This window comes from Vibrio natriegens NBRC 15636 = ATCC 14048 = DSM 759, from assembly GCF_035621455.1.
Taxonomy (GTDB): domain Bacteria; phylum Pseudomonadota; class Gammaproteobacteria; order Enterobacterales; family Vibrionaceae; genus Vibrio; species Vibrio natriegens.
The window spans coordinates 971,711-984,167 of sequence record NZ_CP141822.1 but is presented as its reverse complement, the minus strand read 5'-3'; the positions used below and the strand labels follow the sequence as shown (position 1 = coordinate 984,167).

Annotated in this window: 11 protein-coding genes and 1 other RNA gene; 3 read left to right on the top strand and 9 right to left on the bottom strand. The window is 44.8% G+C overall.

Features of this window, described 5'->3' with window-relative positions; all coding sequences use genetic code 11:
- Window position 1: 1 nt before the first annotated feature.
- The 4 genes from VER99_RS04565 to VER99_RS04550 all read right to left on the bottom strand — a co-directional run bounded on the left by VER99_RS04565 (window position 2) and on the right by VER99_RS04550 (window position 3,612).
- A complete protein-coding gene (locus VER99_RS04565; RefSeq protein ID WP_024372703.1) occupies window positions 2-1,879 on the bottom strand; it encodes a Mu transposase C-terminal domain-containing protein in 1,878 nt (625 codons plus the stop codon).
- Window positions 1,880-1,881: 2 nt separating this feature from the next.
- Complete coding sequence (locus VER99_RS04560) at window positions 1,882-2,505, bottom strand: TnsA endonuclease N-terminal domain-containing protein (protein ID WP_020332803.1); 624 nt, start codon at window positions 2,503-2,505, stop codon at window positions 1,882-1,884.
- A gap of 119 nt (window positions 2,506-2,624) precedes the next feature.
- Window positions 2,625-2,721: signal recognition particle sRNA small type (ffs, locus tag VER99_RS04555), an RNA gene on the bottom strand.
- 147 nt (window positions 2,722-2,868) lie between these two features.
- Entirely contained in the window at window positions 2,869-3,612 is a 744-nt protein-coding gene (locus tag VER99_RS04550; RefSeq protein ID WP_014231250.1) for a VP0952 family biofilm-associated protein, read from the bottom strand.
- 247 nt (window positions 3,613-3,859) lie between these two features.
- Here VER99_RS04550 and VER99_RS04545 point away from each other — a divergent pair, with 247 nt between their 5' ends.
- Window positions 3,860-4,162, top strand: coding sequence for a DNA base-flipping protein (locus tag VER99_RS04545; RefSeq protein WP_024372702.1), 303 nt, complete (start codon window positions 3,860-3,862; stop codon window positions 4,160-4,162).
- A gap of 47 nt (window positions 4,163-4,209) precedes the next feature.
- Here VER99_RS04545 and VER99_RS04540 read toward each other — a convergent pair whose 3' ends face one another.
- Entirely contained in the window at window positions 4,210-4,644 is a 435-nt protein-coding gene (locus tag VER99_RS04540) for a YbaY family lipoprotein (RefSeq protein ID WP_020332801.1), read from the bottom strand.
- Between the two features lie 229 nt (window positions 4,645-4,873).
- On the opposite strand from VER99_RS04540, the gene tesB reads away from it, so the two are divergent.
- The gene (tesB, locus tag VER99_RS04535; RefSeq protein ID WP_020332800.1) at window positions 4,874-5,734 is read left to right on the top strand and encodes an acyl-CoA thioesterase II; all 861 of its coding nucleotides are present in this window, start codon (window positions 4,874-4,876) and stop codon (window positions 5,732-5,734) included.
- A 63-nt stretch (window positions 5,735-5,797) separates the two neighbouring features.
- Here tesB and VER99_RS04530 read toward each other — a convergent pair whose 3' ends face one another.
- Window positions 5,798-6,271, bottom strand: coding sequence for an Lrp/AsnC family transcriptional regulator (locus VER99_RS04530; protein ID WP_014231246.1), 474 nt, complete (start codon window positions 6,269-6,271; stop codon window positions 5,798-5,800).
- 133 nt (window positions 6,272-6,404) lie between these two features.
- Here VER99_RS04530 and VER99_RS04525 point away from each other — a divergent pair, with 133 nt between their 5' ends.
- Window positions 6,405-7,499, top strand: a complete 1,095-nt coding sequence (locus VER99_RS04525) for a PLP-dependent cysteine synthase family protein (RefSeq protein WP_024372701.1) — start codon at window positions 6,405-6,407, stop codon at window positions 7,497-7,499.
- 79 nt (window positions 7,500-7,578) lie between these two features.
- Here the strand turns inward: VER99_RS04525 and VER99_RS04520 are convergent, their stop codons facing one another.
- The 3 genes from VER99_RS04520 to VER99_RS04510 form a co-directional block, all read right to left on the bottom strand.
- On the bottom strand, window positions 7,579-7,896 hold the full coding sequence (locus tag VER99_RS04520) for a DUF1244 domain-containing protein (protein ID WP_014231244.1): 318 nt from the start codon (window positions 7,894-7,896) through the stop codon (window positions 7,579-7,581).
- A gap of 240 nt (window positions 7,897-8,136) precedes the next feature.
- Window positions 8,137-11,250, bottom strand: a complete 3,114-nt coding sequence (gene vmeF / locus VER99_RS04515; protein WP_020336162.1) for a multidrug efflux RND transporter permease subunit VmeF — start codon at window positions 11,248-11,250, stop codon at window positions 8,137-8,139.
- Window positions 11,250-12,344 (bottom strand): efflux RND transporter periplasmic adaptor subunit, encoded by a 1,095-nt coding sequence (locus tag VER99_RS04510; protein ID WP_024372700.1) that lies wholly within the window; start codon window positions 12,342-12,344, stop codon window positions 11,250-11,252. The genes vmeF and VER99_RS04510 overlap by 1 nt, the downstream gene beginning before the upstream one ends.
- Window positions 12,345-12,457 lie beyond the last annotated feature (113 nt).

The window sequence follows — 12,457 nt, the reverse complement described above, 5'->3', positions numbered from 1 at the left end:
ATCAATACCCCTCAATTTCATCAAAATCCTCGTCATCTAAATCGATAACGCTCTCATCGTATGAATTGGTTAAAGGTTCGTTAACTGACTTAGTAATAATGGAGCTTGGCCCTGTAGTTCCAACATCCCTAAACTTCGCCAATTTTGATGTGTTTCCAATCTTGGGTTGCGACCGCTTCTTATTCCCATAATTACGCAGTCGTTCGGTCTCTGCTTCAATCCTGCTTTCCATATAGAGATAGGTATCAGCTAGCGCTTCTTCATCAACCATACGCTTCGTGTTTAGACGGCGAACTCGTTGGATTCGTTCATGTTCAAACAGAGAAAGTCCTTGTGTATAACCGCTATTATCAACTGCAGGGACTCTAATGTAGCGATTTTCAAACTCAAGGTAGACATAAATGGAACTGATATCAGAGGGGTCTGTTTTTGTTTTTACAAACAACTTCCTTTCATATTTTACAGAGCAATATTTCCGATACTCGATTAGCTCGTCTGATTGATAACGTAAGTTATGCAATCTAATACCTGCAAGCCCTATTGTTCGGTGCCGGAGTAACCCAAGCTCTATTTTTAACCTAGATTTCTCCTCACCTTCATAAGTATTAGGACGCCACTTCGATTCATGCCACTTGTGGTATGGGACATCACGTTCTCGTGCGTCAGGAGACATATGGTAATAGTCGATTACCCACTTATGTAGTAGTTCCAAAAATACAGATACTCGAACAACCGACTCTTTTTTAGGGTCGTAATCTTCTAATTGGGTTGGATTTGTAAATGTTTTTCCAGGTAAAGAATTAGTCAAACCTTTATTAAGCTGATCAAAAAGTTTCTCTATACCCGATTTTCGCCATGGCTTAGCGGCTTGACTGTACTGAATGTCTGACACTAGGGGTTTCAGCGAGTCTTCCAAGCTATTACTCCAAAACTCCGCTCCATTATCAACCACCAAGTAATCAATTTTCCCACAGCAAGGCCAATCATTCTTAACTGACGGATACTTGTCCTTAACCCAATTTTTATTTAAAAGAGCGTTAAGCAAAGCTTTTCGAACAGAATCAAAACTAGGTTCTCGGAAATTAACACTCAAACCTACAATACACTTGCTAAACCTGTCGTAGAGCATTGTTAAGTAAGGACGCCCTAATGGCACGTCTAACTCATCATCGATCAATATAACTGGCACCGGAGTATGGTCTATTTCTACGTACTCCATGGGCTTAGTCGCAGGGATTTGCTGACCTACAGAGCGAAATGCCCTATCAGCATAGCGCTTACCATACCTTGCCACTGCTACATCATAAGCAGGTAAACTATTCACCCGATCATAAAAGGCCCGCTGGCTAATCAGGTCTATTTTTCCTTCTACAATCGTTTGATTGGTCTTTATCACACGGCTTTTATAGTACCTGTATGTTTCAGCGACACTTAAACGCTCTCTCGTCAGATACTTTCTTTCAATTGCTTCATCAATAAGGAATTGGGAATCTGTATGAGCAGTTCGATTCCCCTTTTGGGTATGCTTCGGGATTAAAGAGAGCCACTTTTTTCCCGACTCATAATAGTCTTTTTTCCAACTAGCGAGAGTTCGCCAGCTTGGACGAGGTAGTTCTAAAGCATTTTCGACCATATTTAATATTGGGTCGAGGTTCTTTTCTGTCCATCCACCTTTAAGACGGACTTCTACAAACTGAATAATTTTGAGACGACGAAGTACTTCTTTTTGTGTTTTTTCAGGAAGAGAATCAAATGAAGATGAGCGGTCAGTATCACTTTGAAATAACTCAACGGGAATTTGTGACTCCATTTGAGCTTCTGATCTTGAAGCTTCCACTTCATCAAAAAAGCCGACAAAGTTATCAAGTTCTGATGCCACCATTAGCACCAAACATAACTATTTAAGCTAAAATCAGCACTTTTAAAATCCGTCTTAACCTTACCCGATGACAGCCAGCAAAGTGCCGATGTTAATGTTTCATGCTCAGATAACCCAAGGTATTCAGACACTTCATACAGTTTTACTCTTTGCTTACGTTGAATATAACCTAATACGCTTTTTTGTACTTTGGTCACCGAATGAAGACCTGAGTATCGATGCAAGAGCTTCAGATTATTGAATATTGGGTTGATTCTGATTTGTTTCTCGGTGATTAAAATTAGACGTTTATCATGCTCTTCTCGTGCAACACGCTGTTTTTCCGCAAACCTTGCTCTAAAGTCAGGTTTCAGAATTTGGCTAGAATGCTTGATCTCAATAAATGAAGAACGTTCTTGGCGATCAAAGACTAAAAAATCAGGAGTGTAACGACATTTACGATTGTTGAACTGGTAATGATAACCATGTGGTTGAGAAAGGTATTTTTCTACGTCGGGGTTATATTCGAGATGGAAACAAAAGTCGAACTCTAAAATAGAGAGCGTTCGAACAACAGCATCATTCTTCAAGCTCATGAACTTACAGATGTTGTGTACGTGAGATGACTTCTTGGTTTGGTCGAACATAGCAAAATCACTGTTGTTGTAAACCTACAACAAAAAAATAGACTATGAAGACTTATGGTGCAAATATGAAGAAAGCCTGCAATTTATGCGAACATATATTGCAGGCTTCACAATGGGTGGGACCCCAGCCACATCCCGGCACACAAGTCACACGCTGCGGCTGCTTCCTTCCGGACCTGACCGAGTTCACGAGCTATTGTTGCGAGAGGACCAGAGCCCCATAATTCTTTTGTTGAGGACTTGCCTCAAACGATGGGGCGATTATTCAGTATCGGACCTCATAATGCAAGGGCAAAAACCTTTAATTTCACCAATTAGCGATCGTTTGAACAAAACTCGGTCAATCTAGGATCTACTGAGAACTTACAGCTCTGCTTGCTCATCACCACTGCGCAGGATGTAATCCGTCATCCACGCCGTACCCAATAAACAGATCCAAACAACAAAAACGGGCTTAGGCACATCGGTCGCAGGGCTGACAACCAATGCGGCAAAACCAACTGTCGGAAGCGTCCAACAAAGCAGCTTACTCCAGTGAATGGATTGCTTTATCTTTGTCAGTGTCTCCATGGAGGCAAGCATACCGGTCAGACAGAGTGCAACCAATGCGGCATAGGTTAAATCTGCCACCCACAGTGGTAATAACAACAGCAATGGCCACCAGCTGTGCTTATTCGAAGCCTTCCAATGAGTAATTGCCCACCACATGACGATGACAGCAAGCGTCTGCACAACGGTTACTGATGCTGAACCTGCCAATTTTCCACCCTGCTGAGTGACCATAATGCCGACTTGCAAAGTCAATACAATTAACCCGGTGGTGAGCAATACACCAAGAGAACTACGATGAGAGAACACTACCATTAACAGTGGGAATAGAATTAACACCCCAATTGATAACGCAATGGGCTGCATCGAGAGTGTGGCTCCGTATGCCATCATAGCGCCAAGCAGCACCAAACCCGCTAGTCCGCCTTGAGGGAGTAGCCATAATGCAGGGATCATGAGAGCGAGAACAGGGAGCTCACCGCCACTTAAACTCATTGCTCTGGCACACACTACCGCGAGTAGAATCGTGATAAAAAACTGGATTGTAGAAAAAATCATAGCGCCTCCTGGCTTCCCCACCAACTTTGGAACTCAACGACAAATAAGGCACGAACTCGTTCATCGTTAAGTGGGTCTAGACATCATTTTGAATCTCACAGAGTTCACCAATATCGTTACTGCGCTGCGAAAATGTAACGGCGTTCAAACGCGAAAAACTGGGGTGCTACACACGTCAATAACTAATGGCGAAATACTGGCCGTCTGTATTACCATTCCTTGGCAATCCACAACGGACACTTTGAGTATGGACCAATTCTTAGCGCAAATCTTTGCTGTGATTCACCAAATTCCATCTGGGAAAGTCTCAACTTACGGGGAGATCGCAAAAATGGCAGGTTATCCCGGCTACGCTCGGCATGTTGGTAGAGCATTAGGTAACTTACCTGAAGGCAGCAAACTCCCATGGTTTAGAGTCATCAACAGCCAAGGCAAGATTTCATTAAAAGGTCGGGATCTGGATAGGCAAAAAGCCAAGCTTGAGGCAGAAGGGATAGAAGTGTCTGAAATTGGAAAAGTATCGCTCAGAAAATACAAATGGCAGCCTTAACTAAAGCTGCCATCTTTTGTTCGCTTGGTTCTTTTATCGAACGTAAATTAACGAACACCAACCAATCGGATGTCTACCTGATGAGTTTGTGCTTCATCAGTAATAACCGCGTGATGGGTATCGCTGATGAAACGCAACTTACCGTCAACTTCAATACGAGCACGAACGCTGTATCTGTGCTTCGCTTGAATTTCATTGCTGTCGTAGCTAAGTTCAAAAGCAATAGGAACTTGTTTACCTTCAGTATTAAAGGTTTGCTTCGCGATCACTTTTGATGGTGCATCCGCCAGAGACACATCTTCTAGAGATACGCTAACCAAAGCGTTTGGCGGTAAAGCAATACGTTCACGGTAAGCCACTGTACCTGTAATGGTCTTCATTGACACCTCAGCAGAATCCACTTCTGTTGTTTGAGAAGTTTGGCAACCCACAAGAGCAGCACCAAAAAATAAAGATGTAACAAGCAATAGTGTTTTTTTCATATATTCCTCAGGATGAATATTAAGCCAAGGTAAGTATACGGCCGAATCACGAGGCTGTCTTTGATTAGTTACTTGATTTAACAATAGTTTGACGAACTCAAGAGATACCAACCATTTGATTTTGTTTCATATTTGTTACAAGGTATACTCTTAGTAGTTTAAGATCCACTTCACAGACCTGTGGGAAATGGGTTAACTTGATGTTCAACACACACGGTGAGGAGACACAATGAGTAAACCACTAAGAGAGTTGCTCAGCCTGCTACAACTCGAACAATTAGAAGAAGGCTTGTTCCGCGGACAAAGCGAGAACTTAGGTTTACCTCAAGTGTATGGTGGTCAGGTGATTGGACAGGCACTTTCTGCCGCTCGTTACACCGTAGAAGAGACACGCACTGTACACTCATTTCATAGCTACTTTCTCTATCCGGGCGATTCTGAAAAACCGATTATTTACGACGTGGAAAACCTGCGCGATGGGCGTAGTTTTAGTACCCGCCGAGTTAAAGCAATTCAAAATGGTCGCCCTATTTTCTACCTGACGGCTTCCTATCATGGCGATCAACCTGGATTCGACCATCAGAAAACCATGCCTGATATTCCGGGGCCAGAAAACTTTCCTTCCGAAAGCGAGCTGGCAAGCCATATTGCGGAATATCTGCCTGAACGGCTGCGTAAAACGTTTTGTGGTGAAAAGCCGATTGAGACGCGACCAGTTACGGTGATCAATCCGCTAAAGCCCACCAAAGCCGAACCTAAACAATACCTTTGGATTCGCGCTAATGGTGAGATGCCAGACAACCAGCTGATCCACCAGTACTTGTTGGCGTACGCATCGGATTGGGGCTTCCTAGTCACTGCGTTACATCCACATGGTGTTTCTTTAATGACACCAAACTTCCAGGTGGCAACCATCGACCACTCTATCTGGTTCCATCGCCCGTTTAAGATGGATGAATGGTTGCTTTACGCTATAGAAAGCCCAACCGCAAGCCACACTCGTGGACTGGTTCGCGGAGAAATCTACAACCAACAAGGTCACCTGGTCGCAACAGCGGTTCAAGAAGGCGTGATGCGTTACACGAAATAGATTGGCTTTTAAATACGACAAAGGAGCGGCTCGCGCTCCTTTTTAGTAACGGGTTGCCGTTGATTAAATACGGCCAATCGGGAGCTCTGTGGTGTACTTGATCGACTCCATGGCAAACGTAGAGGTCACATTTGAAAGCCCTTTCACACTATTCACCAAACGCTTATAAAACTTATCAAAGCACTTCATGTCTTTGACCAGCACTTTCATCATGTAATCGTACTCACCCGCCATTCGATAGAATTCCATGACTTCGGGGAAATCACTCACAGTAGTGACAAAATGGTGATACCACTCTTCAGAGTGATCGATGGTCTTAAGTTGCACAAACGCAATGAACGACAGATCCAGTTTTTCCGCACTTAACAGCGCAACTCGCTTTTCAATGAACCCGTCGTCCTCCAGTTTCTTAAGGCGCTTCCAACATGGCGTTGTGGTGAGGTTAACCCGTTCAGCCAATTCGTTTAAAGACAGTGTTCCGTCGGTCTGGAGTAAAGCAAGTAACTGCTTGTCAATTTTATCTAAATTATTTTCCATAAAACCTATTTTCAAGAGAATTTATTTCTACAAAATAATCATCATCAAACAAATATAGCAAAGTTTTTCTCCCAGGTTATAGGTAAATTATTTTTAAACAAAACCTAATTTATCACTTCCAAGGAGAGACGCTATGTGTACTGACCACCAGTGGATCAATAATGCAGTACGTAAAATTGAAGCGGATTTTCAACGCTCTGCAGACACTCATCTGTTTAAACTCGACCTTCCTTCTCTTGATGGTATCGATATCTACTTGAAAGATGAGAGCACACACCCTACTGGTTCATTAAAACACCGTTTAGCGCGTTCTCTTTTCCTATATGCGATTTGCAATGGCTGGATTGGCCCTGAGACTACCGTCATTGAAGCCTCTTCAGGAAGCACTGCTGTATCTGAAGCCTACTTCGCGCGTCTGCTTGGCCTGCCATTTATTGCCGTTATGCCAAAAAGTACGGCCCGAAAAAAAATAGAACAAATCGAGTTTTATGGTGGTAAAGCCCATTTAGTCGAACGCTCAGATCAAATCTATGACGAGTCCCGACGTCTCGCAAAAGAGTTAAACGGACACTACATGGATCAGTTCACCTATGCGGAACGTGCAACTGACTGGCGTGGGAACAATAACATTGCAAACTCGATCTTTAGCCAAATGAAATTAGAAGACCATCCCATTCCAAGTTGGGTGGTAATGAGTCCGGGTACGGGTGGCACATCGGCAACCATAGGTCGATTTATCCGTTACCAAAAATATGAGACGAAATTGTGCGTTGCTGACCCTGAAAATTCGGTGTTCTATGAAGCTTTCCAGTCCGGGAATTCGGATTTGAAGTGCGAGAGCGGAAGCAAAATTGAAGGCATTGGTCGCCCTCGGGTAGAGCCTAGCTTTATCGCTGGCGTGGTCGATGAAATGCGCAAAATACCAGATACGGCAAGCGTAGCTACCGCACACTGGGTTTCTCACTTGATCGGTCGCAAGGTAGGTGCTTCTACGGGAACCAACCTGTATGCGGTGCTTCAGCTTGCTTGTGAGATGAAGCTGCGTGGTGAGACGGGATCTATCGTGACCCTGCTGTGTGATTCTGGTGACCGCTACTTGGATACTTACTTCAATATGGAATGGGTTAAGGCAAACATCGGCGATATTCAGCCTTATCTAACCCAGCTCGAAATTATTCAGGCGAAAGGCTGTGTTGAGCCTGCATGCTGTGAGCCGGTCGTTGCCTAGAGATTCTAAACAACGAGATAGGAAAAACAAAACAGCCCGCACGACGCGGGCTGTTATCTATAAATGTCCGTTTATAGCACTATTTTTTCTGACGCGCTTCAAAAGCCGCTAGCTGCTCTGGTGTCGCTGCTGGTTGGTGGTTTTGCTTCCACTCATCGTAAGTCATACCGTAAACACGCTCACGAGCATCATCGATGTCTAAGTCGACACCCAGTTTTTCTGCCTCTGCGGTGTACCACTTGCTAAAGCAGTTACGGCAGAAGCCCGCGAGGATCATTAAGTCAATATTCTGTACGTCTTTATTTGCATCCAAGTGGGCTAAAAGACGACGGAATGTCGCTGCATCAAGTTTATCTTGCTCTTCTTGCGTAAGATTTTTGTATTTAAATTCAGCCACTTTACTTTCCTTCTCGACTATTTTACTTGCTGCTGTCGGCATATGTTGGCGTAGCGTAATCTCATCCAGCGCTAAAGCGAGAACAACAAGTACTATTATTGTAAAAATGAATCGTCACACAGGGTAACGCCAAGTTGCCAAAAACGCCATTGCGTCATACGCAAAACGGGTTTAGACAAAACAAAAAAGCACCGAATGGAAAATCAATCGATGCTTCTTGTCATCAACAACTTAGTCTTTCTAAGGGTGAGCAATACGCCCTTTGGTGTCCTGACTCAATGCTTTATTGAGTTCCGCTTCAACATGACCTGGTGCGCGCGTATTCGCTGCAATCAATCGGTACATTGCCGGAATAACGAATAGAGTAACCATTGTCGCGAAGCCCATACCAAAGAAAATCACCGTACCAACGGCGACTCGGCTTTCATAACCCGCCCCTGTTGACGAAATCAATGGGATAGCACCAGCTAGAGTAGTAAATGCCGTCATCAAGATTGGACGCAAACGGCGAGCCGCTGCATCAATGATGGCTTTTTCAAACTCAACCCCACGGTCACGAAGCTGGTTAGCGAATTCAACGATCAAAATACCATTTTTCGTTACCATACCGATCAACATGACCATACCAATCTGGCTGTAAATGTTCATGCCCTGGCTCATTACGATTAAGCCTAAGAAGCCACCAAATACCCCCATTGGAACGGTAAACATCACCACCAATGGGTTGACGAAACTCTCAAACTGAGCCGCCAGTACGAGATAGGCAACCAGCAAGGCCAGTGCAAAAACAACCGCTACGCTGGACTGATTCTCTTTAAAGTCTTTTGACTCGCCAGAGTAACTTACTGAGATATCACCCGGTAGAGAATCAATCGCTTCTTGGTCAAGGAAGTTCAGCGCTTCACCTAAGGTGTAGCCTTCTGACAAGTTTGCCGTAATGGTGATTGATTTTTGCTTGTTGTAGTGAGACAGACGAATGGAAGCGGCCACCTCCTCTATTTTGGTAACCGTATCAAGCGTCACTAGCTCACCACTATTGGTGCGCAAGTAGATCTGGCTTAGATCTGCCGCATTGTTAAAGCTATTCTCGTCACCGCGCAGATACACGTCGTATTCTTCGCCGCGATCGACATACGTTGTCTCACTTTTACCGCCTAACATAATTTCAAGCGTATCAGAGATGTCTTTCACGCTGACACCGAGTTCCGCTGCACGCTGTCTATCGACGGTCACTAATAGTTCAGGCGTCTTCTCAGAGTAATCAATCTCTGCGCCTTCCATCATTGGTGACTCTTCCGCTTTGTTTTTCAGTGCTTCAGCCCAGACCAGCAGCTCATCATAATCTGAGCCGCCCAACACAAACTGAACGGGTTCGCTTGATCCGCCGCGGAAACCAGGCATGAATGGGAACACACGCACGTCAGGAATTCCGGCTAACGCGCCACGCACTTGACCTAAAGCCTGTTGAGCAGTGATGTTTCGCTCGTTCCAATCTTCCAGAATCATGATGACAAAACCCGTTTGGTCACCCGCCTGACCTCCAAATGCCGGGGTTTGGATACTGAATGATTTGAGGAACCCTTGTCCTAATAAAGGCATTAGTCGGTCTTCGACAATATCCATGTTCGCGGACATTCGGTTGTACGAAGTCGCATCGGCACCACGAACAAAGGCAAAAATCACGCCCCTGTCTTCTTGCGGTGTCAACTGCGCAGGAACCTGATTCATCAGAACATAGCTTCCGCCCATACAAGCTAAGATAACCAAAGGCGCAATCCAACGCACTTTTAACGCGCCTTTTAATGCACCGCGATAACCAGCCTCAAGTTTGGCAAACATTCGATCGACGGTTTCATTGAAACGATTTGGTTTGACGTTCGCTTTTAGAATCTGACTGCCCAATACTGGCGTCAACGTCAGTGCTATCAGCGAAGAGAAAATTACCGACATCGCCAGCAATACTGAAAATTCGGTAAACAGCAAGCCAACCATGCCATCCATAAAGGAGATTGGCAGGAATACCATCACCAGAACGAACGTAGTGGCGACAACCGCAAAGCCAACTTCTCGAGTCCCTTTATAGGCGGCAAGCAACGGAGACTCTCCCCGCTCTATGTGGTGGAAGATATTCTCCACGACCACAATGGCGTCATCGACCACCAGACCGATAGATAGAATCAATGCCATTAGCGTGATCAAGTTGATAGAGAAACCGAAGTAATACGCGGCGATGAAAGACGAGATCAACGAGACTGGCACCGTCACGGCTGGTATTAACGTCGCTCGAGCTTGACCAATAAAGATATACAGCACCAGAATCACCAGACCGCCAGTAATAAACAGCGTGCTATACACTTCTTCTATCGAGCGCTCGATAAACACCGTCGCATCATAGTCAATCGCAAGGCGAGTACCTTCCGGTAAGAATTTCTGGATATTATCCACTTCAGAGCGAACGCGTTCAGCCACCTCCAGCGGGTTAGCATCCGACTGAGGCACTACTCCTAAACTGATGTTTACCACACCATCACTTTTAAACGTCGAGTTTTCGTTTTCTGCGCCGATAAAGACATCTGCAACATCTTTAAGGTAAATTGGCGTACCATTACTCGCGCGCTTAACAACTAGGTACTGAAAGTCTTCTGGCGTTTTATAGGTTCGTGCAGTGCGTACCGACATGACGGTAGAATCATTTCGCACTTCCCCACCCGGACTCTCGAGGTTTTCATTACGCAATGCGGTGGTAATATCCGAAGCCGTCACCGCTCGACCAGCCATAAGATCTGGTTTTAGCTTTACGTACATCACTTTGTACAAACCACCAGAAAGATCGATGGAACTCACCCCAGAAATCAAACTGAAGCGATCCATCAACACGCGCTCTGCATAATCCGTCAGCTGGGTGCGATCCATTTCTGACGAACTAAGGTTGATATAAAGAGAAGCCTCGCCAGAACCATTGTTCTTATAAACAATTGGGTCATCTGCTTCGTCAGGTAATGAACGCTGAGCTCGGGCAACCGCATCACGCACATCGCTGACGCCAGTGTTGAGATCATACCCGAGGTCAAAAGTGATGGTGATTCGTGAGGAGCTGTTACGTGTTGTTGAACTGATCTCATCTATGCCACTGATGCCGGAAAGCTGATCTTCGAGAACCGACGTAATCTGGCTCTCGATGATTGTGGCGGAAGCCCCTTCGTAACGTGTCGTAATTGACACGACAGGGCTTTCGATATCTGGCATTTCGCGTACAGAAAGCTTGCTGAATGACACAAAGCCAAACACGCAAAGCAGCATACTCAATACCAATGACGCGATAGGGCGTTTTACGGAAATGTCAGAAAGTAACATTAGTTTTCTTCCTTATCCGAATCGTTGCTCTGATTAGTAGACGTCATTTTTGGCGACTTGAGCGGAGCGACGATTTCTTCGACCTGAACACCATCACGCATGTTAACGATGCCTTGCACCACGATCTTGTCACCGACTTTTACGCCTGACTCAATCACAACTTCGTTGTCCACGCGAGCGCCAAGCAGCACCTCTGTACGTGTGGCTTTGTTGTTTTCATCAATGACGTATACGTATCGCTTGGTACCAGAATATTCCAATGCCTGTACTGGGATAATCGGCGCTTCAATCGCTGGAAACGCTAAAGATGCATTCACCAGCATTCCCGGCTTCAAGCGATTTTCCGGATTATCAAACTGAATACGAACACGTAAATTCAATGTCGCTGTGCTAATACGAGTATCAATACCTGTCACTTTACCGATAAAAGTTTGATCACCCCATGCGCTTGTCTTGGCTTGGACTTCCATACCAACAGAAAGCTTCGACAAGTATCGTTCTGGTACCTGTAGGTCTAATTCCATCACCGAAAGATCATCCAGCGTTAAAAGTTCAGTACCCGCACTGACCATTTTTCCTCGGCTGAAATCAATAAATCCAACAGTCCCGGAGAATGGTGCTGCAATATGGAGATCGGCAAGGTTAGCTTTTGCAGCATCTAAGCGAGCATCTGCAATTTGAACACTGGCTTTCTGAGCATCAATTTCCGTCGGCGTAATTGCATTTCGTGCGACTAATCGCTGAAACTCTTTGAGCTTACGTTGCTCATCTTTAAGGTATGCCTGAGCCTCAACAAGCGCTGCTCTTGCTTTGTCATCATTTAACTTAATCAACAATTGCCCTTGTTGGACATTCTGATTCGCTTTTACGGCAATTTGCTCGACTTTTCCGGAAACCTCAGAAGCAACAACTACAGACTCTGCAGCTTCTAATTTACCAATAAGAGATAAAGACTGATTGATTTCATGCGTTTCTACTTGCTCAGTCACAACCGTAACAGCAGTTGGGCCGCGCTGCGCTGCTAAAGTAGTTTGCGATGCCAATAATAGAGAAAGCGTTAAAACAGATAAGGATAAAGTGGCTTTCATATTCATATTCTTAGTCAATTAGCGAATAAACTTAGGTCATTAAACTTCATACAGTTTATCAATAGTTACGAGCCTCAACGTCAAGTAGTGTAAATTCCGGAAGAAATGAGGATTTATTC

Coding starts and splice junctions, on each gene's coding strand:
- VER99_RS04560 (WP_020332803.1), bottom strand. CDS start 2,505: ATGTTCGACCAAACCAAGAAGTCATCTCACGTACACAACATCTGTAAG.
- VER99_RS04550 (WP_014231250.1), bottom strand. CDS start 3,612: ATGATTTTTTCTACAATCCAGTTTTTTATCACGATTCTACTCGCGGTA.
- VER99_RS04545 (WP_024372702.1), top strand. CDS start 3,860: ATGGACCAATTCTTAGCGCAAATCTTTGCTGTGATTCACCAAATTCCA.
- VER99_RS04540 (WP_020332801.1), bottom strand. CDS start 4,644: ATGAAAAAAACACTATTGCTTGTTACATCTTTATTTTTTGGTGCTGCT.
- tesB (WP_020332800.1), top strand. CDS start 4,874: ATGAGTAAACCACTAAGAGAGTTGCTCAGCCTGCTACAACTCGAACAA.
- VER99_RS04530 (WP_014231246.1), bottom strand. CDS start 6,271: ATGGAAAATAATTTAGATAAAATTGACAAGCAGTTACTTGCTTTACTC.
- VER99_RS04525 (WP_024372701.1), top strand. CDS start 6,405: ATGTGTACTGACCACCAGTGGATCAATAATGCAGTACGTAAAATTGAA.
- vmeF (WP_020336162.1), bottom strand. CDS start 11,250: ATGTTACTTTCTGACATTTCCGTAAAACGCCCTATCGCGTCATTGGTA.
- VER99_RS04510 (WP_024372700.1), bottom strand. CDS start 12,344: ATGAATATGAAAGCCACTTTATCCTTATCTGTTTTAACGCTTTCTCTA.